The organism is Streptomyces sp. NPDC101166, from assembly GCF_044768125.1.
Taxonomy (GTDB): domain Bacteria; phylum Actinomycetota; class Actinomycetes; order Streptomycetales; family Streptomycetaceae; genus Streptomyces.
The window spans coordinates 1-26,169 of record NZ_JBIWPF010000024.1 but is presented as its reverse complement, the minus strand read 5'-3'; the positions used below and the strand labels follow the sequence as shown (position 1 = coordinate 26,169).

General features: G+C 71.3%; 26 protein-coding genes. 10 read left to right on the top strand and 16 right to left on the bottom strand.

The window, feature by feature from the left end; all coding sequences use genetic code 11:
• Position 1 precedes the first annotated feature (1 nt).
• Positions 2–1,864 (bottom strand): SCO2524 family protein, encoded by a 1,863-nt coding sequence (locus ACIRS4_RS31375; RefSeq protein ID WP_404202452.1) that lies wholly within the window; start codon positions 1,862–1,864, stop codon positions 2–4.
• A 130-nt stretch (positions 1,865–1,994) separates the two neighbouring features.
• Positions 1,995–2,771, bottom strand: coding sequence for an SCO2525 family SAM-dependent methyltransferase (locus ACIRS4_RS31370; protein WP_404202450.1), 777 nt, complete (start codon positions 2,769–2,771; stop codon positions 1,995–1,997).
• Between the two features lie 209 nt (positions 2,772–2,980).
• Between ACIRS4_RS31370 and ACIRS4_RS31365 the strand changes: the two genes are divergently transcribed.
• Positions 2,981–3,442: a GNAT family N-acetyltransferase gene (locus ACIRS4_RS31365; RefSeq protein WP_404202448.1), complete on the top strand. Its 462-nt coding sequence runs from the start codon at positions 2,981–2,983 to the stop codon at positions 3,440–3,442.
• Here ACIRS4_RS31365 and ACIRS4_RS31360 read toward each other — a convergent pair.
• Positions 3,432–3,965 (bottom strand): protein phosphatase, encoded by a 534-nt coding sequence (locus tag ACIRS4_RS31360; RefSeq protein ID WP_404202446.1) that lies wholly within the window; start codon positions 3,963–3,965, stop codon positions 3,432–3,434. The genes ACIRS4_RS31365 and ACIRS4_RS31360 overlap by 11 nt on opposite strands.
• An 80-nt stretch (positions 3,966–4,045) precedes the next feature.
• Here ACIRS4_RS31360 and ACIRS4_RS31355 point away from each other — a divergent pair, with 80 nt between their 5' ends.
• Both ACIRS4_RS31355 and ACIRS4_RS31350 read left to right on the top strand, forming a co-directional pair.
• Positions 4,046–4,579, top strand: coding sequence for a SigE family RNA polymerase sigma factor (locus ACIRS4_RS31355; RefSeq protein ID WP_403806994.1), 534 nt, complete (start codon positions 4,046–4,048; stop codon positions 4,577–4,579).
• Between the two features lie 131 nt (positions 4,580–4,710).
• Positions 4,711–5,568 (top strand): hypothetical protein, encoded by an 858-nt coding sequence (locus tag ACIRS4_RS31350; protein WP_404202444.1) that lies wholly within the window; start codon positions 4,711–4,713, stop codon positions 5,566–5,568.
• A 107-nt stretch (positions 5,569–5,675) separates the two neighbouring features.
• On the opposite strand, the gene ACIRS4_RS31345 is transcribed toward ACIRS4_RS31350, so the two are convergent.
• Both ACIRS4_RS31345 and leuA read right to left on the bottom strand, forming a co-directional pair.
• Positions 5,676–6,371 (bottom strand): TerB family tellurite resistance protein, encoded by a 696-nt coding sequence (locus tag ACIRS4_RS31345; RefSeq protein WP_404202442.1) that lies wholly within the window; start codon positions 6,369–6,371, stop codon positions 5,676–5,678.
• A gap of 186 nt (positions 6,372–6,557) precedes the next feature.
• The gene (gene leuA, locus ACIRS4_RS31340; protein WP_404202440.1) at positions 6,558–8,279 is read right to left on the bottom strand and encodes a 2-isopropylmalate synthase; all 1,722 of its coding nucleotides are present in this window, start codon (positions 8,277–8,279) and stop codon (positions 6,558–6,560) included.
• Between the two features lie 332 nt (positions 8,280–8,611).
• Between leuA and ACIRS4_RS31335 the strand changes: the two genes are divergently transcribed.
• Genes ACIRS4_RS31335 through ACIRS4_RS31320 form a run of 4 tightly spaced genes read left to right on the top strand, consistent with a single transcriptional unit; the run spans position 8,612 to position 12,627 of the window.
• Positions 8,612–9,682, top strand: coding sequence for a M4 family metallopeptidase (locus ACIRS4_RS31335; RefSeq protein ID WP_404202438.1), 1,071 nt, complete (start codon positions 8,612–8,614; stop codon positions 9,680–9,682).
• A 41-nt stretch (positions 9,683–9,723) separates the two neighbouring features.
• On the top strand, positions 9,724–9,990 hold the full coding sequence (locus ACIRS4_RS31330) for a protealysin inhibitor emfourin (protein WP_404202436.1): 267 nt from the start codon (positions 9,724–9,726) through the stop codon (positions 9,988–9,990).
• A gap of 58 nt (positions 9,991–10,048) precedes the next feature.
• Entirely contained in the window at positions 10,049–11,371 is a 1,323-nt protein-coding gene (locus ACIRS4_RS31325) for a GH1 family beta-glucosidase (protein WP_404202434.1), read from the top strand.
• A complete protein-coding gene (locus ACIRS4_RS31320; RefSeq protein WP_404202432.1) occupies positions 11,368–12,627 on the top strand; it encodes an MFS transporter in 1,260 nt (419 codons plus the stop codon). The genes ACIRS4_RS31325 and ACIRS4_RS31320 overlap by 4 nt, the downstream gene beginning before the upstream one ends.
• 37 nt (positions 12,628–12,664) lie before the next feature.
• Here ACIRS4_RS31320 and era read toward each other — a convergent pair whose 3' ends face one another.
• Positions 12,665–13,618, bottom strand: a complete 954-nt coding sequence (gene era, locus ACIRS4_RS31315; RefSeq protein WP_358794182.1) for a GTPase Era — start codon at positions 13,616–13,618, stop codon at positions 12,665–12,667.
• Between the two features lie 154 nt (positions 13,619–13,772).
• On the opposite strand from era, the gene ACIRS4_RS31310 reads away from it, so the two are divergent.
• Together ACIRS4_RS31310 and ACIRS4_RS31305 are read left to right on the top strand one after the other, a co-directional pair.
• On the top strand, positions 13,773–15,083 hold the full coding sequence (locus ACIRS4_RS31310) for an ammonium transporter (RefSeq protein WP_404202562.1): 1,311 nt from the start codon (positions 13,773–13,775) through the stop codon (positions 15,081–15,083).
• A complete protein-coding gene (locus tag ACIRS4_RS31305; protein ID WP_404202429.1) occupies positions 15,080–15,418 on the top strand; it encodes a P-II family nitrogen regulator in 339 nt (112 codons plus the stop codon). Before ACIRS4_RS31310 ends, ACIRS4_RS31305 begins: the two co-directional genes overlap by 4 nt.
• A gap of 52 nt (positions 15,419–15,470) precedes the next feature.
• On the opposite strand, the gene ACIRS4_RS31300 is transcribed toward ACIRS4_RS31305, so the two are convergent.
• From ACIRS4_RS31300 to ACIRS4_RS31255, 10 genes are all read right to left on the bottom strand, one after another.
• Positions 15,471–16,490, bottom strand: a complete 1,020-nt coding sequence (locus tag ACIRS4_RS31300; protein WP_404202427.1) for a WxL protein peptidoglycan domain-containing protein — start codon at positions 16,488–16,490, stop codon at positions 15,471–15,473.
• Positions 16,491–16,582: 92 nt separating this feature from the next.
• Positions 16,583–17,908, bottom strand: a complete 1,326-nt coding sequence (locus tag ACIRS4_RS31295; protein WP_404202425.1) for a beta-xylosidase — start codon at positions 17,906–17,908, stop codon at positions 16,583–16,585.
• Between the two features lie 172 nt (positions 17,909–18,080).
• Positions 18,081–18,557 carry a hypothetical protein gene (locus ACIRS4_RS31290; RefSeq protein WP_404202423.1) on the bottom strand — a complete coding sequence of 159 codons (477 nt, stop codon included), beginning with the start codon at positions 18,555–18,557 and terminating at the stop codon, positions 18,081–18,083.
• Between the two features lie 260 nt (positions 18,558–18,817).
• Positions 18,818–19,171, bottom strand: coding sequence for a cytidine deaminase (locus ACIRS4_RS31285; RefSeq protein ID WP_404202421.1), 354 nt, complete (start codon positions 19,169–19,171; stop codon positions 18,818–18,820).
• Between the two features lie 32 nt (positions 19,172–19,203).
• Positions 19,204–19,563 carry an MmcQ/YjbR family DNA-binding protein gene (locus ACIRS4_RS31280; protein ID WP_404202419.1) on the bottom strand — a complete coding sequence of 120 codons (360 nt, stop codon included), beginning with the start codon at positions 19,561–19,563 and terminating at the stop codon, positions 19,204–19,206.
• Between the two features lie 43 nt (positions 19,564–19,606).
• Positions 19,607–20,902, bottom strand: a complete 1,296-nt coding sequence (locus ACIRS4_RS31275; RefSeq protein ID WP_404202417.1) for a hemolysin family protein — start codon at positions 20,900–20,902, stop codon at positions 19,607–19,609.
• Positions 20,899–21,396 (bottom strand): rRNA maturation RNase YbeY, encoded by a 498-nt coding sequence (gene ybeY / locus ACIRS4_RS31270; RefSeq protein ID WP_351091123.1) that lies wholly within the window; start codon positions 21,394–21,396, stop codon positions 20,899–20,901. The genes ACIRS4_RS31275 and ybeY overlap by 4 nt, the downstream gene beginning before the upstream one ends.
• A 13-nt stretch (positions 21,397–21,409) precedes the next feature.
• Positions 21,410–22,468 carry a PhoH family protein gene (locus tag ACIRS4_RS31265; RefSeq protein ID WP_358794190.1) on the bottom strand — a complete coding sequence of 353 codons (1,059 nt, stop codon included), beginning with the start codon at positions 22,466–22,468 and terminating at the stop codon, positions 21,410–21,412.
• Positions 22,469–22,617: 149 nt separating this feature from the next.
• Complete coding sequence (locus ACIRS4_RS31260) at positions 22,618–23,766, bottom strand: carbohydrate kinase family protein (protein ID WP_404202414.1); 1,149 nt, start codon at positions 23,764–23,766, stop codon at positions 22,618–22,620.
• A gap of 138 nt (positions 23,767–23,904) precedes the next feature.
• On the bottom strand, positions 23,905–25,194 hold the full coding sequence (locus ACIRS4_RS31255) for a glucarate dehydratase family protein (protein WP_404202412.1): 1,290 nt from the start codon (positions 25,192–25,194) through the stop codon (positions 23,905–23,907).
• Between the two features lie 101 nt (positions 25,195–25,295).
• On the opposite strand from ACIRS4_RS31255, the gene ACIRS4_RS31250 reads away from it, so the two are divergent.
• Entirely contained in the window at positions 25,296–26,078 is a 783-nt protein-coding gene (locus tag ACIRS4_RS31250) for an IclR family transcriptional regulator (RefSeq protein ID WP_404202410.1), read from the top strand.
• Positions 26,079–26,169: the final 91 nt, after the last annotated feature.

Below are 26,169 nucleotides of genomic sequence, written 5' to 3'. Positions count from 1 at the left end.
GTCACCTCCCCAGCGGGTCGGCGTCGCCGCGGGCCCGGGCGAGGGTGTCGAGCCGGGTCAGGACGCCGAGGGCGAGTGCGTAGGCGGTGCCGGGCTGGTCGCCGACGAGTCGCCGGGCGCGGCGCAGATCCGCCTCGATGGCCTTGATCTCTTCTCCCTGGGGGCTCTTGAGGGCGGGGGCGGCCTGTTCCATCTGCTCCCGGCCGAAGAGGTGCGCCGCCTCACTGATCAACGCCCTGGACAGTTCGGTGAGTTCGGAGCTGCGGACCGGTTTCTGGTCGTACAGGCCGTGCGCGGCGACCATGCACTCGGTGATGCGCTCCATGATGTTCCAGGACAACGGGCCCTGACGGACCGGCGATTCGGGGTAGACGGCGTGCACGTTGTCCCACAGGCCGACGCCGTCGCCCTCGCTGAGCCGGCGCTGCCAGAGGTGGTCGAGGATGCTCTCGGCCAGTTGCAGCAGACGGTCCTGTGAGCTGATGTTCCGTGACAGCGAGCAGAGTTGGATGGTCCGCTTGAGCAACTGCGCGGAGAAGTCCGTCATCGTCCACTTCATGGGCGGACCCAGGGCGTCGCTGCCCAGCAGCGGCAGGGTGACGCCGGGGTTGTGCAGTCCGATCGCAGGGTCGTCGCGGGTCATGCCGCTGGTGATCCGGCCGCGTTCGGCGAGGCGTTCCATGACGGCGACGGTGCGGGTGAGGTCGTCGTCGGTGGCCCGGCGGCGGACGAGGTCGTGGACGAGGATGGAGGCCACGGAGAGGGAGAAGTACTCCGACTCCAGCTGCTGGAGCGTGGTGCGCCAGGGGATCTCCTCCAGCGGCCAGGTGCCGTCGCCGAAGCGGGCCACCGCCGACCAGTACTGCTGGGTGATCTCCCAGCGCAGCCGCAGCGCGTCGGCGAGTTTCTGCTGTTCGGGGTTGAGCAGACCGAGGACGAGGGTGCGCTCGGAGAAGAGGTCGGGGATGCCGTCGAGGGCGACGACGGTGAAGTACAGATAGGGCACGGCGTGGGCCACGCCCTCGGGCTGCTTGCCGATGGCGACGGCGGTGTCGGGCTCCACCTCGACGTCGGGGGCGCCCCGCACGAGGCTCCAGGCCCAGCCGCACTCGAACATGCGGTTCTCGTTGCGCAGTTCGTCGGTGACGTCGGCGTCGAGACCGAGGATCAGGCTCTCGCTGATGACGGCGCGTAACTGCTTGAAGCGTTCCTGGAAGCGCTGCATCACCTGCCGCTGGGAGAGCCGGCCCTGTCCGAGCAGCCGGGTCAGGGCCTGCCCCTGGTCGCCGGTGACGTCGACGACGTTGACGGTGAAGGAACGCAGCAGGCTCACCATGGCGGCGGTCAGCCGGGCGCTGGTGGCCTCCCAGAGCCGCTCGATCTGGGCGAGGGTGCTCGCCCTCTGGGTCTTGCCCCGGTAGACCTTGAGGAAGCCGAGCGTGGCGAGGCAGAGGGTGACCGACATGGAGTAGGCGTCGACCACGCCCACGTCCCGCTGCTCCTGGGAGAGTTGCTGCTCGGGGTCCTCGGGCGAGAAGTAGTAGCCGCCGGCGAAGGTCGGCCTGCCCTCACCTCGGTGCTGCTCCATGAAGTGGGTGAGGACCTTGACGAGGTTCCCGGGAATCGCGGTGGAGTCGCCCGCGTTCCGCAGCGCCCTTTCCACGTCCCGTTGGGTGGTGTCGGGGTCGTCGAGACGGAACGCGCTGATTTCGGTGGCGGGGTACATCAGGCAGAGCAGGCGCTCCGCGTCGGCGACGCTGCTGCGGCCGCCCCATTCGCCCCAGTCCCATTCACCGTTGTCGAAAGAATGGCGGCCGATGGCCTGCCACACTTCGAGCAGGTTCTGTCTCGGTTTGATCTGCATGCCCATTCCCCTCGCACAGGCCCGTCACCATGCCGTCACCATGTCCGCCTCGATGCCGCCTTTCACGCCGGGTGCCATTGCGGTGCCGTTCCGGCGGCCTTCCGGCGTCACGGAAGAAACGGATCGGGAGTCAGCTCTTCCGCCGCCCGCAGGCGAGGATCATTCCCGTGTACCCGTCGCGCACCAATTGCTGCGGATTGGCGGTGCGGTGAATTGTCACGTCCTCCGCGTAGTTGTCGAGCAGGGTGCGCACCTCGGCCACGTCGACATCCAGGGCCGGGAATTCCTGTGAACCCACCTGATATCCCTCGGAATGCTCCATGAAAGCGGCGGCGAAGGGCGCGCCGGGATTCAGCACGTGCATGAAGCAGCCGACGCCGCGGCGGAATTCGCCGAGGTCGGTGGTGATGGATTCGGCCACGAAGAACATCGTGCCGAGGTCCCAGCGGCGGTCGCTGCCGCAGAGGTCGAAGAGGCTGCCCGGCTCGGGGGCCCCGACGGCTTCGGCGAGGCGCCGCCCGTGGACCTCGTCCAGCACGGCATATGCCTCGTCCTTGCGCAGGACCGCCCAGAACTGGTCCCAGTGCGCGTCGTAGCCGCGGAGCTGACGACGGAGGTAGTCGAGGTTGCTCTCGGACCGCTCCAGCAGGGTGATCCTGTCGCACCAGGGGAGCATCGCGAGGGCGGGGTAGAGATTGGGTCCCGCGCCCACGTCGATACCGGAATGCACCCGTCCTGCCCGCCCCCGGAAATGATCACTGAAGTGATCCCGCACATGGGAGAGGATCTCCTCGTCCACGTCCTGGATCTCCAGGTAATTGTGCTTGATGTACTCATCGGGATCGAAGGCGTCCCACGGGACATCAGCATTCAGTTTTTGCTCGGCGGCGGGTGGTCCCAAGTCCATTGGTTCAGCCTAGCAGCAGACGGCGGTCTTGAAGGCGCGGATGCACCGGGCGATGATGGACGATCAGATGGATATCGCATTAGAGCCGCCTCACACGTCATTCCCATAGATCGGTCCAAGTCCATCCTTCACAAGGGGACGGTATGACTCCTCTTCCCGGAGTTCCCGGAGATCGTTTTACGTCGGTCGCCGGTTCGACCGTGAGCCAGGTGTCCGGAGAAAGGCGCTTACGGATCAGACCGGCCGGCGAGGAGGATCTCGGCCTTATCGTCCGCCTCGACGCGGAGGCCTTCCCGGCCGACCCCTACCCCTACTTCGTGCTCAGGCAGTTCCTCGCCTGCTTCCCGGACTTCGTGTTCGTGGTGGCCGACGGGGAGGACCTCGTCGGGTACGTGCTGTCGACGCCGCCGAACGCGGCGCACAGCTGGATCCTCAGCCTCGGGATCACCCCCGGCCTGCGCGGCCAGGGGCTCGGGCGTCAGCTGATGACCGAGATCCTGAGCCATCTGCGCGGGGAGGGCGTCCACTCCGTCTCCCTCTCCGTCGAACCGGGCAACGACACCGCCGTGGCGCTCTACCGCTCCCTGGGCTTCCTCCCCGATCCCGGCGGCCCCCGACCCGACTACTTCGGCCCCGGCGCACACCGCCTGCTGATGACGCTCAGTCTCTAACGCCCCGGCAGGCAGCGCCGGACGACCCGAACCGTCGTACGAAACGTCGCTGCCAGGGGGTCTCGACGGCGTGCCGGTCGTAGTGGCGGCGTACGAAGCCGACCGCTTCGGCGGCCGGCACGCCGTCCAGGACGGCCAGGCAGGCCAGCGCCGTCCCGGTGCGGCCGCGGCCGCCGCCGCAGGCGACCTCCACCCGCTCTCCCTCCGCGCGCCACCACGCCTCGGTGAGCGCCGCCCGCGCGTCCGCCCGGTCCGAGGGCAGCCGGAAGTCGGGCCACCGGACCCACCGCGCCTCCCAGGGGAACTGAGGGGGCGGCGCCCCGAGCAGGTACAGCCCGTACGCGGGGAGGGGCTCCGCCGGGTCCACGTCCCGCCGCAGTCCCCGCCCCCGCACCAGCCGCCCCGACGGCAGCGTCAGCACTCCCGGTGCCTGGGGCGACCAGGTCCATGCGGCCCACCCGGCGTCCCGCGCGGCGCCCTCGCCCACGGCTTTCCCGACGTCGTTCTCGGCGTCTCGCTCCATGCCCCCATTCGAACGGGTCCCGAACTCTCGGGCAACCGATTCCGGCCCCTTGGTGGTCTGGGGGGCGAGGAGGGTGCTTGATGCAGGCCGAACTTGAGGGCCAGTTCCAGGATTTCGTCAGGGCACGGTGGTCACGGCTCGTCCGGACCGCGTACCTGCTCACAGGCGACGTCCACCACGCGGAGGACCTGACGCAGACCGCGCTGGCGAAGGCGTACCGGTCGTGGCGGCGCATAGCGCGCAGCGACAACCCGGAGGCCTACGTCCGGCGGATGCTGGTCAGCTGCAACAGCGACCGCTTCCGCAAGCGGCGGGTCACGGAGGCGCTGACCGCGGCCCCGCCGGAGCGGGCGGGCCGCGACGACGAGTCCGTCGGCCGGGTGGACGAACGCGGCTCCCTGCTCGCCGGGCTGGCACAACTGCCCGCGAAGCAGCGGGCGGTGGTGGTCCTGCGGTACTGGGAGGACCTGTCGGAGGCGGAGGTGGCCGAGGTGCTCGGCTGCTCGCCCGGCACGGTCAAGAGCCAGGCCTCGAAAGGGCTGGCGAAGTTGCGGCTGTATCCGGGGCTGATGCGGGAGGACCGCACGGTGTCCCAACGGGGAGGCGGAAGGTGAACGACGAGGCGCGAGGCGCGCACGGGGCACGGGAAGCGCACCAAGCACACGAGACACACACGGCATACGGCGGGCCGGAAGCTCCCGATGCCCACGACGAGCGGCACTTCGAGCAACTGGTGAGGGAACTGATGACGGACGACGCGTACACCATCCACCCATCCCCCGCGCCCTACCCGGCGATCCGGCGGCGGGGCGTGGCGGAGCGGCGGCGACGGGTGGCGGCGGTCGGCGCGGCGCTGGCGGCGATCGTGACGGTGCCGGCGGCGGCGTACGCCGTGGCCGGGGGGAACGGGGGCGGGGGCGCCGACACGGCGACGCCGATGTCGTCGGTCAGCGCCCCGCAGAGCGCCTCGGCGGCCGCGTCGGCCTCGGGGCCCGCCCGGCCCGCCACGGACGGGCAGTTGCTCGACGGGATCACCTTCGACGAGGCGGCGAAAGCGCTGCAGGAGTGCCTCACCGCGGAGCACGTGGCCCGCGTCGTCGGCAAGGACGCGGGCAAGGCGGAGAACTACCGGATCATCCTGGCGGCGAAGAGCACGGGCGACTCCAACTCCCCCGGCGACGGCGTCCATGTCGTCGGTGTGGCGGAGCGGCCGGCGGGCTTCCGCGTGATCTGCGACGTGAAGGACGGCGTGTCCGCCGGCATCAGCACCAGCACGCAGAACGGCGAGACGTCGGCCGCACGCCCGGTCGTGCCCGACGACAACGCGGGCGGCCTGTACCGGCAGTCGCTGATCGACAAGGGCCACTGGAAACTCCCGTACCGCTGGGCCTCGATCGGCACGGTCGACCCGTCCGTGGCCAAGGTGACCGTCTCCTACGGCGACAGCGACGCCACGGCGGCCCTGGACCACGGCTGGTTCGTCGCCGCCGGCATCCTGAACCAGCAGGTCACCGAGGCCCCGCACATCAAGGGCTTCGACGCCGCCGGCAAGCAGGTCTACGACTCGGACACGGACAGGACGTACGACAAGACCCTGCCGTAGTCCCGAAAGGCAGACCGGGGGGGGCGGCGGGGGCCACGGGCGATCAGCCCGCGGCCCCCGTCGCGCCGTCACCGCTCCCCAGGGCCCGGATGCTCCCCGGGGAGTGCTCACGACGGGGTGCGGGCCGCTGCCAGCAGGCGGGTGACGTCGGTCGTGCAGATGGTCAGGGCTGTTCCGACCGTGGTGAGGGCCTCGCGTTCGGCGGGGGTGTACGGGCCGTCGGCCAGGGCGATGCGGGCGCCCTGGAGGAAGACCGATTCGCGGCCGGCGGGGGCGAGGTGCGGGGCGAGCGGGTCGAGGGCCTCGTGGAGCTCGGTGGCGAGGCCGGGGACGCAGGGCTCCCCGTGGGCGCGGCCGGTGTCGGCGTCGAGGGCCTCGACGAGGGCGGCGAGCTGTTCCTCGGTGCAGTCGGGGAAGCCGGCCGTGCGCACCGTCGCGGCGGCCGTCTCCAGGGCGGCGCGGGAGCAGGCGCCGCCCGCGCAGAGCACCGCGAGGGCGACGGTGTGCACGGCGTCGCGGAGCATCGCCGAGAAGCGGACGGTGGTGGGGTGGTCGAGGGCGTCGGTGCCGTAGTGGCATCGGCAGGCCGCGCACTCGACGACGGGCGCGCTCGCGCCGCGCGGGAGGACGGGCACACCGAGCAGGGTGAAGCGGCGATGGCCGGTCAGCCGCTGGTAGTTGCGGTCGCCTCCGCAGCCGGGGCAGAAGAACTCGCCGTCCCCGACGGGCGTCCACGCGGTGCGGGTGCCCAGGATGCGGGCAAGCCCGTTGGCACGGCCGTCTCGTCCCCGTCCTGGCAGCACGTCGCACCTCCGTCACCGCGCGGCATCATCGCCGTACGTCTGCGTGATGTTAGCCACATCCGGTGGCCTGAGTCAGCACCCAGGACGAGACCTGTCCGTGACCTTCACGCTCGGATGGCCGAGATGTGCCGGGGCCCCGGCCGCCGCTCGCGGCGACAGGAGCCCCGGAACGTCCGGTCGAACGGGTCAGCGGGTGGCGCGGTTGACGGCCGAGACGACCGCCTTCAGCGACGCGCGCGTCGTGTTCGCGTCGATGCCGATGCCCCACAGGACCTTGTCGTCGATCGCGCACTCGATGTACGAGGCGGCCTGCGCGGAGGCGCCCTCGCTCATCGTGTGCTCCTGGTAGTCGAGCAGGCGTACGTCGATGCCGATGGACTGCAGGGCGTCGAAGAAAGCCGAGATCGGACCGTTGCCGGTGCCGGTGAGGACGGTGTCCTCGCCGTCGACGGTGGCTTCGACGGTCAGGGTGTCCACGCCGTCGGTGTCGGTGCTCGACTGGCCGGTGCGGACCTGGATGCGGCCCCACGGGTTCTGCGGGTTGGGCAGGTACTCGTCCTGGAAGACGCCCCAGATGTCCCCGCCGGTGACCTCGCCGCCCTCGGCGTCGGTCTTCGCCTGGATGATCTTCGAGAACTCGATCTGCATCCGGCGCGGCAGGTCCAGCTTGTGGTCGTTCTTCAGGACGTAGGCGACACCGCCCTTGCCGGACTGCGAGTTGACCCGGATGACGGCTTCGTAGGAGCGGCCGACGTCCTTGGGGTCGATCGGCAGGTACGGGACGGCCCACTCGATGTCGTCGACGGTGACGCCCTTGGCGGCCGCGTCGGCCTCCATCGCGTCGAAGCCCTTCTTGATGGCGTCCTGGTGGGAGCCCGAGAAGGACGTGTAGACCAGGTCGCCCACGTACGGGTGGCGCGGGTGGACCTCCATCTGGTTGCAGTACTCCCACGTACGACGGATCTCGTCGATGTCGGAGAAGTCGATCTGCGGGTCGACGCCCTGGGAGAACAGGTTCATGCCCAGGGTGACCAGGTCGACGTTGCCGGTGCGCTCGCCCTGCCCGAACAGGCAGCCCTCGACGCGGTCGGCGCCGGCCATCAGCGCCAGCTCGGCCGCGGCGACGGCCGTGCCGCGGTCGTTGTGCGGGTGGACAGACAGGCAGACGTACTCGCGGCGGGAGAGGTTGCGGCCCATCCACTCGAAGCGGTCCGCGTGCGTGGACGGCGTCGAACGCTCCACCGTCGCGGGCAGGTTGAGGATGATCTCGCGGCCCGGGCCGGGCTGGTAGACGTCCATGACCGCCTCGCAGACCTCCAGGGCGAAGTCCAGCTCGGTGTCGGTGAAGATCTCCGGCGAGTACTGGTAGCCGAATTCGGTTTCGGGGCCCAGCAGTTTCTCCGCGTACTCCATCACCAGGCGGGTGCCGTCCACGGCGATCTGCTTGATGTCGTCCCTGGAGCCGCGGAAGACCACCCGGCGGAAGACCGGCGCGGTGGCGTTGTACAGGTGCACGGTGGCGCGCTTGGCGCCCTTGAGCGACTCCACGGTCCGCTCGATCAGGTCCTCGCGGGCCTGGGTCAGCACGGAGATGGTCACGTCGTCCGGGATCGCGCCCTCTTCCTCGATGATCGAGCGCACGAAGTCGAAGTCGGTCTGGCCGGAGGCGGGGAAGCCGACCTCGATCTCCTTGTAGCCCATCTTGACGAGCTGGTCGAACATCCGGCGCTTGCGCTCGGGCGACATCGGGTCGATCAGGGCCTGGTTGCCGTCACGCAGGTCGGTGGAGAGCCAGCGGGGGGCGGAGGTGACGCGCTGCTGCGGCCAGCTGCGGTCGGGGAGGTCGACCTGCTCGTACTGACCGTACTTGTGGATCGGCATCTGGCTGGGCTGCTGGCGGTTCGCCATGGTGCGGTGGCTCCTCGGGGTGGCCGGAGAAAGTCCGGATCAGGACGGCCGACGACGCAACGCCAAGCTCCGCGGGGAGGGGGTCGGCCTCGACTACAGGCCCTCGCCGCGGCAGCTAAGGAGAAGCAGCCCGAAACGCATAATGCTCCGCACTCTAGCCGAGCGGCGCCGGGCACGCGGGCCTGTCCCAGTATGCGGGACCGAGCGGAGGAATCCGACAAAACGTGCGCTATACCACTCGCACACCCGGCTCGGGCCCGTATGTCACCGTATTTCACCAATCATGGTTGCCTCTAGTGACAGTGGCATCACTCAGTGCAAAGGTGCCGGGCATGACGACCCACGGGGGCTTCGAGCCCGTCTTCTGCACCGTCGTACCGCCGCACGTCCTCCACCGGCTGGCCCGTCACGACGACCCCGCGCTCTCCGGTCCCGCCCGCCGCACCCTGGTGCGCGACAGCGAACTGCGCGCAGCGCGCAGCGTGACCACCGAGTTCCGCCTCGCGGCGGCCCCGGCGGCGAAGGCGCCGTCCGACCGGCCGCTGCGGACCGTCTACGACGCCGGGCACGGCACCGACCTGCCCGGCGTCAAGGTCCGCGGCGAGGGAGAGGACCCCGGCCGCGACGCCACGGTCAACCGCGCCTGGTCCGGCCTCGGTTCCACCTTCGAGCTCTTCCTGAAGGCCTACGGCCGCCACTCCATCGACGGCGACGGCCTGCCCCTGGACGCCACCGTCCACTACGACCGGGACTACAACAACGCCTTCTGGAACGGCGAGCAGATGGTGTTCGGCGACGGCGACGGCGAGATCTTCGTCGACTTCACCAACTCCGTCGACGTCATCGGCCACGAGCTGACCCACGGCGTCACCCAGTACACCGCGAACCTCACCTACTACGGCCAGCCGGGCGCCCTCAACGAGTCGATGTCCGACGTGTTCGGCTCGCTCATCAAGCAGTACACGCTCGGCCAGACCGCCGCCGAGGCCGACTGGCTGATCGGCGCCGGACTCCTCGCCCCGAGCGTGACCGGCCAGGCCCTGCGCTCGATGAAGGCCCCGGGCACGGCGTACGACGACGACGTCCTCGGCAAGGACCCGCAGCCCGCGACCATGGACGACTACGTCCGCACCGGCCGCGACAACGGCGGCGTCCACATCAACTCCGGCATCCCCAACCACGCGTTCTACCTGGCCGCCACCGCCCTCGGCGGCTTCGCCTGGGAGAAGGCGGGCCAGATCTGGTACGACGTCCTCACCGGCGGGGAGCTGCGGGAGCGGGCCTTCTTCACCGACTTCGCCGCGCTGACCGTCAAGGCCGCCCGCGAGCGCTTCGGCGACGGCGGCGAGGAACTCCTGGCCGTGGAGAAGGCGTGGGAGCGCGTCGGGGTGCGAATCCTGTGACGCGGGCACCGGACCGGACCCTTTCGTACTAGACAGGACCCATGCGGATTCAGGTGACGCGCACGGGCGGTTTCGCGGGCATCGAGCGGCACGCCGAGGTGGACACCTCGGGGCGGCCCGACGCCGACGAGTGGCACGCCCTGGCCGAGAAGGCGACGGCCGACGGCCAGGACGTGCCCCCGGCCGGGGTGCCGGACGGCTTCGCCTACGAGATCACCGTGGACGGCCGGACCGTGTACGCGGCCGACCCCCGGCTCACGGAGGAACAGCGCAGGCTGATCACGCGGGTGCTGAAAGAAGGGGCGTAACTGGACGTTCCCGCCCGCCCGTTGACTTCCGTTACCGCTGGTACGGATGATCCGGCGCATGGCTACCGATCAGCGCGACGCGACGCACCCGATCCCCCGGTTCCCCGACGGCTTCCTGTGGGGCGTCTCCACCTCCGCCCACCAGATCGAGGGGGCGGCCGACCAGCGCGGGCCGTCGGTGTGGGACTCCTTCACCGCCGAGCCGGGCCGGGTCAAGGACGGCTCGACGGCGGCGGTGGCCTGCGACCACTACCACCGCTACCCCGAGGACGTGGCCCTGCTGGCCGGCCTCGGCGTGGACGCCTACCGCTTCTCCGTCTCCTGGCCCCGGGTGAACTCCCCCGGCGGCCTCGACTTCTACGACCGGCTGGTGGACGAGCTGTGCGCGGCGGGCGTCCGCCCCGTGCCCACCCTCTTCCACTGGGACCTCCCCGTGGACCTGGACTGGCTGGAGCGGGACACGGCGTACCGCTTCGCCGACCACGTCAGCGTCGTCGCCGCCCGCCTCGGCGACCGGGTGGGCAAGTGGATCACCCTCAACGAGCCCGCCGAGCACACCCTGCTGGGCCACGCGCTCGGCACCCACGCCCCCGGCAGACAGCTCCTCTTCGACGCCCTGCCGGTCGCCCACCACCAGCTCCTCGGCCACGGGCTGGCGGTACGGGCCCTGCGCGCGGCCGGCGCCACGGACATCGGCATCGCCAACTCCCACGGCCCGACCTGGCCGGCCTCCGAGGAGCCCGCCGACGTGGAGGCGGCCGCGTTCTACGACGTCCTGCTCAACCGCCTGTTCGCCGAGCCGGTGCTGCTGGGTGAATACCCCGAGGGGCTGGGCGAGTTGATGCCCGGCGACGTGCAGTCCGATCTGAAGGTCATCGGCGAGCCGGTCGACTGGTACGGCGTCAACTACTACGCCCCCACCAGGGTCGGCGCGCCGCAGGGCACGGAGATCGAGTTCGGCGGCGTGCGCATGCCCGCCGAACTCCCCTTCTCCGTACGGGAGATCGAAGGGGTCCCGGTGACGGACTTCGGCTGGCCGGTGGTCCCCGAGGGACTGACGGAACTGCTCACCACGTTCAAGGACCGCTACGGCGACCGCCTCCCCCCGGTCGTCATCACCGAGAACGGCTGCAGCTACCCCGGCGTCGACGACCAGGACCGCATCGCCTACCTGGACGGCCATCTGCGCGCCCTGCACCGGGCGGTGGAGGCGGGCGTCGACGTGCGCGGCTACTTCGTCTGGTCGCTGCTGGACAACTTCGAGTGGGCGGAGGGCTATCAGCGCCGCTTCGGCCTGGTCCACGTCGACTTCGAGACCCAGGCCAGGACCCCCAAGGCGTCCTACTCCTGGCTGCGGGACGTACTGCGGGCGCAGAGATGACGACGGCGCCCCCCACGGCCGGCCTGGCCCTGGCCGAGCCGGTGGACCGGGTCGGCCGGGGCTGGACGGCTGCGCTGTCCCTCGCCAACGGGGCGATCTGGGCGGGCTGGTACGGCCCGCTGCAGATCCTGCTGGCCTCCCAGGCGGAGGACTTCGCACCCGGCTCCGGCATGTCCAAGGAGACGATGCTGGCGTGGGTGACAGGCGTCGGCGCGGTCGTCTCCCTCGTCGCGAACCCGCTCTTCGGCGCCCTGTCGGACCGCACCACGTCCCGCCACGGCCGCCGCACGCCGTGGATCGTGGCCGGCGCCGCCGGCGGGGCCCTGTCGCTGCTGGCGCTGGCCGCCGCGGACGGCGTGTGGACCATGGCGCTCGGCTGGTGTCTGGCGCAGCTGACCCTGAACGCGGCCTTCGCGGCGGTGACGGCGGCGGTCCCCGACCGGGTGCCCCGCCTCCAGCGCGGCTCGGTGGGCGGCTGGCTGGGCGCGGCGCAGGTCCTGGGCGTGGTCGGCGGCACGGGACTCGCGATGGCCGCCGGGGGCGTGGGGGCGGGCTACGCGGCCTGCGCCGTGTTCAGCCTCGTCGGGGTCCTGCCGTACGTGTGGAAGTACGCGGATCTGCGGCTGGCGACGGCGGACCGTCCCGCCTGGTCCTGGCGGGGCTTCCTGACCGGCTTCTGGCTGAGCCCGCGCCGCTACCCCGACCTGGGCTGGGCCTGGCTGACCCGCTTCCTGATGAACCTCAGCAACGCGCTGGTGCTGCTGTACCTGCTCTACTACCTGCGCGACCGCCTCCATCACGCCGATCCCGAGGAGGGGGTGCTGATCCTGACGGCCGTGAACGGGGTGACGCTGCTCGCCACGGTCGTCGTCGGGGGCGTCTGGTCGGACCGGGTGGGCCGGCGCAAGCCGTTCGTGATCTGGTCCGGAGTGCTAATGGCGGTGGCGACGGGGGCGCTGGCGGTGTGGCAGACCTGGCCGGGGGCGATCGTCGCGGCGGCGGTGCTGGGCGTCGGCTTCGGCGTGTTCACCTCCGTCGACTTCGCCCTGATGACGGACGTCCTGCCGAAGGCGCTGGACCGCGGCAAGGACCTCGGCGTCATCAACGTCGCCAACTCCCTCCCCCAGGTGACGGCCCCGGCCCTGGCCGCCCCGATCGTCACCCACCTGGGCGGCTATCCGGCCCTGTACGGCATCGCGGCCGCGGTCGGCCTCGCGGGCGCGGTGCTGGTGGGCCGGATCAAGGGGGTGGACTGAACCGGTACCGGTACCGGTGAGGGAGGCGGGGCGTCCGTCAGAAGCCCAGCTTGCGCAGCTGCTTGGGGTCCCGCTGCCAGTCCTTGGCCACCTTGACGTGCAGGTCCAGGAAGACCGGCGTCCCGAGCAGCGCCTCGATCTGCTTGCGGGACTTGATGCCCACGTCCTTCAGGCGCCGTCCCTTCGGGCCGATGATGATGCCCTTCTGGCTGGGCCGCTCGATGTAGATGTTCGCGTGGATGTCGAGGAGCGGCCGGTCGGCGGGCCGGTCCTCGCGCGGCAGCATCTCCTCGACGACGACGGCGATGGAGTGCGGAAGCTCGTCGCGCACGCCCTCCAGCGCGGCCTCGCGGATCAGCTCCGCCACCATCACCTGCTCGGGCTCGTCGGTGAGGTCGCCCTCCGGGTACAGCGGCGGGCTCTCCGGAAGCATCGGCACGAGCAGATCCGCCAGCAGCTCGACCTGCTGGTCCCCGACCGCCGAGACCGGGACGATCTCCGCCCACTCGATCCCCAGCTCCTTGCCCAGCTGGTCGATCGCGATCAGCTGCTCTGCGAGCGCCTTGGAGTCGACGAGGTCGGTCTTCGTCACGACGGCGACCTTCGGCGTCCGCTTGATCCCGGCCAGCTCCTTGGCGATGAACCGGTCGCCGGGACCCAGCTTCTCGTTCGCCGGGAGGCAGAACCCGATCACGTCCACCTCGGCCCAGGTCGTCCGCACGACGTCGTTCAGCCGCTCCCCCAGCAGCGTGCGCGGCTTGTGCAGTCCCGGGGTGTCCACCAGGATCAGCTGGGCCTCGGGCCGGTGCACGATGCCCCGGACCGTGTGCCGCGTGGTCTGCGGACGGTTGGAGGTGATCGCCACCTTCTTCCCGACCAGAGCGTTCGTGAGGGTGGACTTGCCGGCGTTGGGGCGGCCCACGAAGCAGGCGAAACCGGCCCGGTGCGCGGCCTCGGCCGACTGTTCGGATGACTGGGTGCGAACGCTCATGGCGACCATTGTCCCTGATCCACGCGGCCCCGCCGACACGTGAGCTTCCCGAAACCCGCACGCAACGAAACGTCACGGAAACACACCCGTACGCAACCGGTAACGCGCTGCCGTGAACCTCTGACGAGCCCCCACACCGTTGGAGACGACCGTGATCCTTGCCGCCGCCGCACAGGTGGACACCGGCGACACCGCCTGGCTGCTCGCCGCCACCGCACTGGTCCTGCTGATGACCCCGGGCCTGGCCCTCTTCTACGGCGGCATGGTCCGCACGAAGAGCGTCCTGAACATGCTGATGATGAGCTTCGTGTCCATCGCCCTGGTCACGGTGGTGTGGCTGGCCGCGGGCTACTCCCTCGCCTTCGGCGACGACGCCGGCGGCGGTCTGGTCGGCGTCCTGGACCACGCCGGCATGGCGGGCGTCGGCCCGGACAGCGTCCACGGCACGGTCCCCACCGTCCTGTTCGCCACCTTCCAGCTCACCTTCGCGATCATCACGGCGGCCCTGGTGAGCGGCGCGATCGCGGACCGCGCGAAGTTCGCCGCATGGCTGGTCTTCGTCCCCCTCTGGGCGCTCGTCGTATACGTTCCCGTCGCCCACTGGGTGTGGGGGCCCGGCGGCTGGATCCTGGACGGGCTCGGCGCGCTCGACTTCGCGGGGGGTCTCCCGGTCGAGATCACCTCCGGCGCCTCCGGACTGGCGCTCTGCCTGGTCCTCGGCCCGCGTCTGGGCTTCAAGAAGGACGCGATGCGTCCGCACAACCTTCCCATGGTCGTGCTGGGCGCCGGACTGCTGTGGTTCGGCTGGTTCGGCTTCAACGCGGGCTCCGCGCTCGGCGCGAACGGCCTCGCGGCCGCCGTCTTCCTGAACACCCTCGCCGCCGGCTGCACCGGCCTGCTCGGCTGGCTCTTCGTCGAGCAGAAGCGCGACGGCCACCCCACCACCCTGGGCGCGGCCTCCGGCGCGGTGGCCGGCCTGGTCGCGATCACCCCGTCCTGCGGCTCGGTCTCCCTGCTCGGCGCGCTGGTCGTCGGCCTCGCCGCCGGCGTCGTCTGCTCGTACGCGGTGGGCTGGAAGTTCAAGCTCAACTACGACGACTCGCTCGACGTCGTGGGCGTCCACCTGGTCGGCGGCGTCATCGGCACCCTCCTGATCGGCGTGTTCGCCGTCGAGTCGATGACTGGCGGCCCCGAGGGCCTCGTGCACGGCGGCGGCCTCGCCCTGCTCGGCAGGCAGTCGGTGGCCGTCGTCGCCGTCGGGGCGTACGCCTTCCTCGTGACGTACGGCATCGGCAAACTGCTGGACCGCACGATCGGCTTCCGGGCGGACGAGGAGCAGGAGCAGACCGGCCTGGACCTTACGGTGCACGCCGAGAGCGCATACGATCACGGCGTCCTGGGCCATGGCGCCCCGGTCAGCTCCTCCACCCTCTCCTCCGTCCAGAAGGCCACCCCCCAGGCATGAAGCTCATCACCGCGATCGTCAAGCCGTACCGCCTCGACGAGGTCAAGAACGCCCTGCAGGAGCTCGGCGTGCACGGCCTCACGGTCACCGAGGCCAGCGGCTACGGCCGGCAGCGCGGCCACACCGAGGTGTACCGCGGCGCCGAGTACCAGGTCGACCTGGTGCCCAAGGTCCGTATCGAGGTCGTCGTCGAGGACGCGGCGGCGGACGACGTCATCGACGCGATCGTGCGCGCCGCGCAGACCGGGAAGATCGGGGACGGGAAGGTGTGGGCGGTGCCGGTGGAGACGGTGGTGCGGGTGCGGACGGGTGAGCGCGGGCCCGACGCCCTTTAGAGCTCCGAACAAAAGTGGAGTCCGAGCCGGGCTCCACTTTTGTTCGGAGCTGTTAGACCCGGGTCGCCGCACGGGCTTTCGTCCCCGGGTCCGCTTCGGCCGGCCGCGTCCCGTCAGAGCGGCGCGCCCGGCGTCTCCTGAGCAGGAGCACCGTTCCCGCGCCCATGGCCGCGCCCAGCAGCAGCGCCGCCGACCACGGCAGGGCGAAGAACCCGGCGCTCGCCGACTCCCTCGTTTCCCTGGCGCTCGCCGTCAGCGTCACCTTCCCCCAGTCGAGTTGGGGTGCTCCGTGCCAGGGTTCCGAGAGCTGGACGCGCTGGCCCGGGAGGAGTTCCGAGGGGATCCTCGTCAGATCGCGGGAGAGCAGGGTGCGGCCGAACAGGCCGCTGGCCTTCAGTTCGACCTTCGGGTTCAGGGTGACGTTGCCGGTGTTGCGCAGCGTGTAGGAGATCGTCGCCTCGCTGTCGCCGAAGCCGGGAACCAGCGGCCGGCTCTGTTCGACGCGGACGTCCTCGACGGTGAGCGCGGGCAGGGTGGGGCCGCCGACCTGGAGGTAGACGCGGGCCCCGACGGCGCGTCGCACGCCGAGCGCGACCCCCGCGCCCCCCTTGTCGACCCGCTCGTCGAGGGCGACGATCGCACCGGGGTGGTCGCCGGGCTCGGCGTCCTCGGGGACGCGGATCGTGAACGGCACGGTGGCGGTGCCTCGGCCGGGCACGGTGACCCGGTCCTTCGCGGGCTTCGCCCACGCCCCCACGCCCCGCATCCGCTCCCCCGCCGTCCGCACGGCGAAACCGCCGTCACGCTCGGTGTTGTAGGCGTCGGCGGCATACAGGCGGAAGGTGAGCGGCGCGTCCGTCTTGTTGGTGACGACGACCGTGTCCTCGATCGTCTGGCCGGGGTCGGCGGAGACGTAGAAGTAGGGCCGTTCGGCGACGGCCGTCGAGAGGGGGTTGACCGACCAGCTGCCGTTGTCGGCGGCCCGGGCGGGCGACGCGAGCGGGCCGAGCAGGCCCAGCGGCAGGGACAGGAGCGTGAGGAACGTCAGGAGGAGGGCGTACGGCTTGCGCATGGGTGCGGACCCCCGCGGGCGTCGGACACGGCGGGGTGGTCGGGCGGGTGCGGACCTTGTGAGGAGGACGCCCGGCCACCGGTGGACGTGGGTCAGGTGAGCGTGAGGGTCAGGACGCCGGAGTACGTGCCCGGAGGCGTGAACGCCGGTACGTCGAGGGAGAGTCGGGCGGAAGCGGTGAACTCACCGCCGGTGAGCGTGCCGTCCGGGGTGGACGCCAGGGTCGCCCCCGTGCCGCCCACGGCTCCGGCCGACCCGGCCTGACAGGTGCTGGGGCTGCCCGCCTTGGTGCCGCACTCGGGCGTCCAGCTCAGCTTCCCCGCGCCGATCTTGGCGCCCGGTCCGCTGAAGTCGGTGACCTTGCCGGTCAGGGACCAGCCGGCGGGCCCGCCGCGGAAGTCCTTGACGGTCACCGCGTTGAGGTTGCCGGTCGAGGCGCCGCCGGTGCCGAAGTCGACCGCCGACAACTGCACGGCGTCCCCGGCCTGGGACATCGACAGGGTGCCCGCCTTGACGGTGGTCGTCAGCTTCTGACTCCCGGCGGGTATGGGCGTGTCGTCGATGACGACGTACGCGACGGGCCCGGCGCCCCGCTCCGCGCTCCACGCGCCGCCCTCGTACGCGACCACGCCGGTCGTGGTGCGGTCGTTGACGACGAGCGAGCCGGAGACGGCGCCCTGCGCGTTCGCTGTGACGGTCGCCTTGTCGGCGGTCTGGGCTGCCCCGGACCGTCCGGCCAGGGTGACGCTCGCGCCCGGGGTGAAGCCGCCACCGGTGACGGTGACCGCGGCGCCCGGCGCGCCGGAGGCCGAACCGAGCTGGATGGAGCGGGTGTTGGCCGGCGGATCGTCCGTCGCGGTGACCGTCTCGGACACCGGGGCGGGCGGGTCGGTCACCGTGCAGGGGGTGTCCAGTTCGAGGATGTAGCTGGTGTGGATGTTGTAGTCGCCGGGCGAGAGAGTGATCGCGCCGGGCGAGGTGACGGTGAACGTGCCGGTCATGGAGAACGAGGGGAAGGCGCCCTTGCCGGGCACCGGGTCGTTCTTCTTCGGGCCTGTGACGGTCACGCTGCCGCTCTGCGCGCCGCCGAGGGTGATCTTGCCGGTCGGGGTCATGATGTCGGCCGGCAGGGCGAGGTCGGTGGGATTGCTGGCGGCGGGCTTGACCACCGTGTAGGTCACGGTGACGGTGTCGCCGACCTTCACGGACGTCTTGTCCGCGGTGATCCTCGCGGTGGTGGTGCCGTCGATGGCCGGGATGCCCGCGATGGGCGGCGGGACGCAGTGCGTGGGGTAGTCCACGTCGGTGGCGGCGCCGGCCGGGCACGCCAGCGCCCCGCTCGCGGTGAGCGCGAGGGTGGTCGCCCCGAGCAGCGACGCCCAGCGCCGTCTCAGGGATCTTCGGGGTGTCGAACCCATGGTGCCCCCTCCTCAAGGGTGTGGGCGCAGCGGCTCTTTCTGCGCCGACAGGGGGCATTGAGGTGCGGATCGCGACAGAAGTCAATGGATGCGGAGAGATCGGCTGATGGACCGTCAGCTTCCTGCTGACGCGGGGAAACCGACGGCCCGTGGCGCCTCTTCGCACCGGTTATCAGTCGAACACGAACGGCCCCGGCGACTGAGGCCCGGCCCCCGTACAGGTGACGGTGATCCCGAAGACGACCATCTTCAGGGAGCCCCGGTAGAAGTCCAGGCTGTCACCGGAGGCCACGGTCCCGCTGAGCGGGCCGACCTCGATCGGGGCGCCCGTCGGCATGGCCGGGTTCACCGCGCCGGTGAAGACCCTGGCCGGGCCGGTCGAGTTCGCCATCGTGAGGGTGGAGTTGATGCTGTTGGCGCCGATCGGGATCGGTGCGGTGATCGCGGTCGACTTCAGGGTGAGGGTGGCCGCGGTGCCGCTCTGGGTGGCCGTGAGGGTGGCGGCTCCGCCGCCGAACAGACCGCAGTTCGCGGTGACGCTCGCCGTCGTCGGGGTGACGGCGAGTGCGGTGGGCGCGAACGCCAGCCCGGTGACCGCGAGGGCCCCGGCCAGCAGTGCCGCACCTGATCCGATTCGCTTGCCTCTCATGGGGGTTCCGGCTCCTTCCCGGATGTGGGGAGACGGACGGCCGGAGCGGGACGGGTGGGTGCGGGCACCTTGTCCCGGTGGGGGGTGAATCTGACGGTCCGTCGGAAACTATGCCCATTGACCCGCGTGAGAGGGAGGACGGCAAGGGCCAATTCCGGACGACGCGTTCCAGCCGCCGGGACACGGGGACACAAGAGCCCCCGCGGCGGGCGGGACGGCGTGCCCGGGAGGCCCCGAAGGCCCTTGGGGGCCCTTGTGTCTCAGCCCGCGGTGACGGTCAGCCGGACGGTGCCGTCGGGGCCGGCCACCAGCACCGAAGTGCCCGCGCCGCCCAGGTCGGCGACGGCGGCCCGGTCCGCCTCGGGAACGGACTCCGCCTCGGTGACCACGGCCGCCGCCTCCAGCGACTTCGCCCCGGACGCCACCGCCATCGCCACCGCCGTCCGCAGCGCGCTCAGCTCCAGCGACGGCAGCGCCACCGTCCCCGCCACGTACGTACGCCCCGTCTCGTCCCGTACGGCGGCCCCCTCGGGCACCCCGTTGCGGGCCCGGGCGGAACGGGCCAGGGTGACGATCTTGCGGTCCTCGGCGTCGAGCGCGGTGCTGTCGGTCATGCCCCGAGCATACGGACCCGGTGCGTGCCCCCTCAGGGGCGGTCCAGGCGCAGCCGCTCCGCGCGCGGCAGGCCCGCCACCACCAGGTCGTAGGAGTCCTCGATCAGCTCCCGGACCAGGGAGTCGGGCAGCGCGCCGTCGGCCGTCACCGTGTTCCAGTGCCGCTTGTTCATGTGGTAGCCGGGGGCGATCAGGCCCGGGTGGTCGGCGCGCAGCCGGACCGCGTCCTCCGGATCGCACTTGAGGTTGACCTTCAGGGGCCGCGCGTCCGTCCAGCTGAGGGCGAACATCTTGCCGAGCACCTTGAAGACGGAGATCTCCGGCCGGAAGGGGAAGTCCTCCGTCGCCGCCTCGAAGGACAGGCAGAAGGCGCGCAACTCCTCGGGCGTCATGGGGACGTCTCCTCCTCGGGTGTCACCCGGACCGCACGGGGCGTCACTCGGACGGCTCCTCCTCCGGCTTGTCCACCGGCTCCGCCAGCACTGTGACGATCTTGTTCCGGCGCCCGGCCGCCGCCTCCGCCGTCAGCCGCAGGAGCCGGCCGTCGGGCAGGTCGACGACCGCGGAGGCCCCGGCGATCGGCACCCGGCCCAGCGCCTTGGCGAGCAGACCGCCGACGGTCTCCACGTCCTCGTCGTCGTACTCCTCCAGGCCGTACAGCTCGCCCAGGTCGGTGATGTCGAGACGGGCGGTCACCCGGTGGCGGTCCTCGCCCAGCTCCTCCACCGGCGGCAGCTCACGGTCGTACTCGTCGGTGATCTCGCCGACGATCTCCTCGAGGATGTCCTCGATGGTGACGATGCCGGCGGTGCCGCCGTACTCGTCGATGACGACGGCGACGTGGTTGCGCTGCTGCTGCATCTCCCGCAGCAGATCGCCGGCGTTCTTGGTGTCGGGCACGAACGCGGCGGGCCGCATCGCCGTCGACACCAGGTCGGACTCGGCGTCCCGGCTGATGTGCGTCTTGCGGACCAGGTCCTTCAGGTACACGATCCCGACGATGTCGTCCTCGCTCTCCCCGGTGACGGGGATCCGCGAGAACCCGGAGCGCAGCGCCAGTGTGAGGGCCTGCCGGATGGTCTTGTAGCGCTCGATGACGACCAGGTCCGTGCGCGGCACCATGACCTCCCGCACGAGCGTGTCGCCCAGCTCGAAGACGGAGTGCACCATGCGGCGCTCGTCGTCCTCGATCAGCGACTCCGCCTCGGCGAGGTCCACCATCGCCCGCAGCTCCGCCTCGGAGGCGAACGGGCCCCGGCGGAAGCCCTTGCCGGGGGTGAGCGCGTTGCCGATCAGGATCAGCAGGGACGGGATCGGGCCCATGATCCGCGCCAGCGGCAGCAGCACGTACGCGGCGGCCGTCGCCGTGTTCAGCGGGTGCTGGCGGCCGATGGTGCGCGGGGAGACGCCGACGGCGACGTACGACACCAGCACCATCACGCCGATCGCGGCGAGCAGCGCCCCGGCCGTGCCGTCGATCTCGTTCAGGCAGGCGTAGGTGACCAGCGCGGCGGCGGCCATCTCGCAGGCGACGCGGACCAGCAGCGCCACATTGAGGTAGCGGGTGGGGTCGGCGGCGATCTGCGCCAGCTTGGCGCTGCCGCGCCGCCCGCCCCGTACGGCCTCGTCGGCGCGGAAGCTGGAGACGCGCGCGATGCCCGCCTCCGCGCAGGCGGCGAGCCACGCCACGATCACCAGGGCGACCGCGCCGGCGACGAGCGTCGGGCTCATGAGACGGTCGGCGCCGGCGACGGGCCGGTCAGGCCCTTCTCGGCCCTCCAGCCGTCCACGATGGCCGCCTGGAGGCCGAACATCTCGGCCTTCTCGTCGGCCTCCTCGTGGTCGTAGCCCAGCAGGTGCAGCACGCCGTGGACGGTGAGCAGCTGGAGCTCCTCGTCCATGGAGTGCTGCGTCGGCGCTTCCTTGCCCTGCTTCTCGGCGACCTCGGGGCACAGCACGATGTCGCCGAGCAGCCCCTGCGGCGGCTCGTCGTCGTCCTTCGACGGCGGCCGCAGCTCGTCCATCGGGAAGGACATGACGTCCGTCGGACCGGGCAGGTCCATCCACTGGATGTGGAGCTGCTCCATGGCGTCGGCGTCCACGACGATCACCGAGAGCTCGGAGAGCGGGTGGATGCGCATCCGCGCGAGCGCGTAGCGGGCGATGTCGAGGATCGCCTGCTCGTCGACCTCGGTTCCGGACTCGTTGTTGACGTCGATCGACATGGTGCTGGCTTGTCTACTTCCGCTTGTTGCGGCCGCCCTTGTGGGTGCCGTTCTCCGTGCCGTGGTGGCTGTCGTACTTCTCGTACGCGTCGACGATACGGCCCACCAGCTTGTGCCGTACGACGTCCTGCGACGACAGCCGGGAGAAGTGGACGTCCTGGACGCCCTCCAAGATCTCCTGCACCTGGCGCAGCCCCGACTTGGTCCCGGACGGGAGGTCCACCTGCGTCACGTCACCCGTGATCACGATCTTCGAGTCGAACCCGAGCCGGGTGAGGAACATCTTCATCTGCTCGGGCGAGGTGTTCTGGGCCTCGTCGAGGATGATGAAGGCGTCGTTCAGGGTCCGGCCCCTCATGTACGCCAGCGGCGCGACCTCGATCGTCCCCGCCGCCATCAGCCGGGGGATCGAGTCCGGGTCCAGCATGTCGTGCAGCGCGTCGTACAGCGGGCGCAGGTAGGGGTCGATCTTCTCGTAGAGGGTGCCGGGGAGGAAGCCGAGGCGTTCGCCGGCCTCCACCGCGGGGCGGGTCAGGATGATGCGGTTGACCTGCTTGGACTGCAGGGCCTGGACCGCCTTCGCCATCGCCAGGTACGTCTTTCCGGTGCCGGCGGGGCCGATGCCGAAGACGACGGTGTGCTTGTCGATCGCGTCGACGTAGCGCTTCTGGTTCAGGGTCTTGGGGCGAATGGTGCGGCCGCGCGAGGACAGGATGTTCTGCGTCAGTACCTCGGCCGGGGTCTCCTGGCCGTCGCTCGTCCCGTTCTCACTCGCCCGCAGCATGGCGATCGAGCGTTCCACTGCGTCCTCCGTCATCGGCTGCCCGGTGCGGAGCACCAGCATCATCTCGTCGAACAGGCGCTGGATGAGGGCGACCTCGTGCGGGTCGCCCGTAGCGCTGATCTCATTGCCCCGGACGTGGATGTCGGCCGCCGGGAAGGCCGTCTCGATCACGCGCAGGAGGGAGTCTCCGGATCCCAGCACGGTCACCATGGGGTGCTGGGCGGGAACGGTGAACCGTGCTCTCGCCTTGCCCTGCGCGGGCGTCTGAGCTGTGGGTGTCTCAGTCATAGGCCGGCCCGAAGGCCTCTACGTCCTCCCGGATACGTCTCGCCTGCCACGAGGGCGGCCTGGCGTGTTCCAGGGTACGCCAGGGGGCTGACAACACCGCAGGGGTTTTCGAACAGTCGCGTCGGCCGGGGCGGGTGCGCGGCTCGCGCTCAGGCCGAGCGGCGGAAGCCGATCGTGGGGACGGCGCGGCGGCGCGGCCACGGGGTGGTCTCCCGGCCCGCCGGGAGGAGCTCGTCGAGGAACTCGTAGCGGCGCAGCGCCTCGGGGTCCTGGCTGTCGACCGACTGGACCTTGCGCCACCAGGCGGCGATCTCGGACCAGCCGGGGGCGGAGAGCGATCCGCCGAACTCCTGGACGGAGAGGGCGGCGGTCAGGCCGGCGAAGGCGAGCCGGTCGGCGAGCGGCCAGCCGGCGAGGGCGCCGGTGACGAAGCCGGCCACGAAGACGTCCCCCGCGCCGGTGGGGTCCAGGGCCTCCACGGCGATGGCGGGGACCTCGGCGGTCTCGCCGGTGCGCCGGTCGACGGCGTACGCGCCGTCGGAGCCCAGGGTGACCACGGCGAGCGGGACGTGTTCGGTGAGGGCGTGGGCGGCGGCGCGGGGGCAGGAGGTGCCGGTGTAGCGCATGGCCTCCTCGGCGTTCGGCAGGAACGCCTCGCAGTGCGCGAGGTCGGTGAGGCCGGCCAGGTCCCAGGCGCCGGTGTCGTCCCAGCCGACGTCGGCGAAGACGCGGGTGCCCAGGCCGGCGGCGCGGGCGATCCAGGGGGCGCCGCGGCCGGGGGTGAGGGAGGCGACGGCGGCGCGGGCGCGCGGCGGGGCGGCGGGGGCGCCGTCCTGGAGGAGGACCTCCTCGGGGGGCGGCTCGTGGCCGTGGGAGACCATGGTGCGTTCGCCCTCGTAGGCCATGGAGACGGTGACCGGGGAGTGCCAGTGGGGGATGGTGCGGGAGGGGGTCAGGTCGATGCCCTCGCCCTGTTCCAGCGCGTCCCAGCAGTACTCGCCGTAGTGGTCGTCGCCGAAGGCGGCGGCCAGGGAGGTGCGCAGACCGAGGCGGGCGAGGGCGGTGGCCATGTTGGCGACGCCGCCGGGGCTGGAGCCCATGCCGCGGGCCCAGGACTCGGTGCCGCGGACGGGCGCTGAGTCGAGGCCGGTGAAGATGATGTCCAGGAAGACGGTGCCGGTGAGGTAGACGTCCCAGGGCGGGTCGGCCGCGCTGCGCAGGCCGGCCAGCGGATCGACCTGTGCCTCCCGGTGGTGCCGGTGGTGTCCCTCTCCGGTGGACGCGATGGACGCGGTCACTGTGCGCTCCCTGACGTGGTGCCGACCTGGCCAGTGTGCACCACACCCCGGACGGGCGTCCGCAGCCCCGCGCGGGACCGCGGAGCGGCCGCGTCCGGGCTCACCCGGCGCCGTACGCCGGCGGCCCGCTCCGGCGGTTCACCAGCGGGGCACGACCGGGGTCGTCCAGGCGGGTTCGCTGAGGCGCATCGCCGCCGCGTCGTCGCGGTCGCGCAGGGCGCCGGAGTCGTTCAGCCAGCGTTCGTGGAGGAACCTCAGGCGGTCGTGGTCGAGTTCGACGCCCAGGCCGGGGGCGTCGGACACGGTGACCTTGCCGTCGTCGAAGGTGAGGCGTTCGGTCAGGACGTCCTCGGACTGCCAGGGGTAGTGGGAGTCGCAGGCGTGGTGGAGGTCGGGGACGGTGGCCGCGACATGGGTCATGGCGGCGAGGCTGATCCCCAGGTGGGTGTTGGAGTGCATGGAGACGCCCACGCCGAACGTGCGGCAGACGGCGGCGAGTTGCTGGGTGTTGCGCAGTCCGCCCCAGTAGTGGTGGTCGGAGAGCACGACCTGCACGGCGCCCTTGGTGAACGCCTCGGCGATCTCCGCGAACGTGGTCACGCACATGTTGGTGGCGAGCGGGACGTCGGTCCCCGCGGCCACCTCGGCCATCGCGGCGGTGCCGAGCGCGGGGTCCTCCAGGTACTCCAGCACGTCCCCGAGCTCCTCGGCGACCCGCAGTGAAGTCGCCACGCTCCAGGCCCCGTTGGGGTCGAGCCGCAGCGGATGCGCCGGGAACGCCTCGGCGAGGGCGCGCACGGCGGCGATCTCCTCGTCGGGCGGGAAGACGCCCCCCTTGAGCTTGAACGAGGTGAAGCCGTACCGCTCCTTGAAGCGGCGGGCCTGCTCGACCACGCCCGCCGGGTCGACGGCGGCACCCCAGTCGTCCTTCTCGCAGGCCACGCCCTCGGGGTGGCAGGCCCACCTGTAGAAGAGGTAGGCGCTGTACTCGACGGCGTCGCGCACCTTGCCGCCGAGGAGGGTGTGCACCGGCAGCCCGAGCGTCTTGCCGAGCGCGTCGAGGCAGGCGACCTCGAACGCGGAGACGACGGACAGCCGCAGCTTGTCGGCGGTCTGCACCCCGCGCAGTCCGCCCACGTCCACCTGCCCCGAGACCCGGGAGTCGTCGACGGCCACCGCGCCCACGAGGACGAACAGCCCGTTCAGATCACTGACCTGACGGCCGATCAGCTGTCCGGCGAGAGGCCGGGCCAGTTCCAGGTACTTGGTGTCGCCGTAGGTCTCCCCGACGCCCGTGACCCCGTCGGCGGTCGTGATCTCCACGATCAGCCGGGGGGTGTAGGGCTGGTGGACGCCCTGCGTGTTCAGCAGCGGCGGGTCGGCGACGAGGATCGGGGTCAGTCGTACGTCCGTGATGGCGAGGTCCACGTCCCACTCCTGTCTACGTATGAAGATGAAGGCTAGGTAGGTGAACACGCCCGCGTCAACGGCCGCGCGCCGCGCCGACGGCGCCGGACTACCATCGGCGCATGTCGGAGACAGGCGGCGTCCGCGAGGTGAAGTCCGCCGCGCGCACGGTCGAGCTGCTGGAGCTGCTCGCGGCACGCGGGGACCGTCCGGCGCGCCTGCAGGAACTGGCGGACGAGCTGGAAGTGCCGCGCAGTTCGATGTACGCGCTGCTGCAGACCCTGATCGGCCGCGGCTGGGTCCGCACCGACGTCACCGGCTCGCTCTACGGCATCGGCATCCACGCCCTGCTGACCGGCACGAGCTACCTCGACTCCGACCCGCGGGTCCGGCTGGTGCGCCCGTATCTCGACGAGGCGTCCGAGGCGCTGGGCGAGACGATCCACCTGGGCCGGCTGGACGGGCGGGACGTGGCCTATCTGGCGACCCGTGAGTCACACGAATACCTGCGCACGATCAGCAGGGTCGGCCGCCGGCTCCCCGCGCACGTGGGCGCGCTGGGCAAGGCGTTGCTGGCCGAACGCCCCGACACGGAGCTGCCCGAGGGCCCGTACGAGGCGCTCACCCCGCAGTCGCACACGAGCCGTGCCACGCTCCTCGCCGACCTGACAGAGGTGCGGGCGCGCGGCTGGTCCGTGGACCGCGAGGAGGGCGTGAGCGGCATCGTCGGCTTCGGTTTCGCGCTGCGTTACGACACGCCCGCGCAGGACGCGATCAGCTGCTCGGCGCCGGTGGCCCGGCTGACGCCGGCGCACGAGACGCGGATCGTCGCGGTGATGCGGGAGACCAGGGCGCGGATCGAATCGACGGCGCCGAGGGCGACCGGGGCGGTCGACTGGCGCTAGGGCGTGTTTCGAAAGTCCCGTCTGGCTCGCGACGCCTGGCACGCGCGCTCGCCGCGTTGTCGGGATCGCCCTCGTACGCCCAGTACGAGGG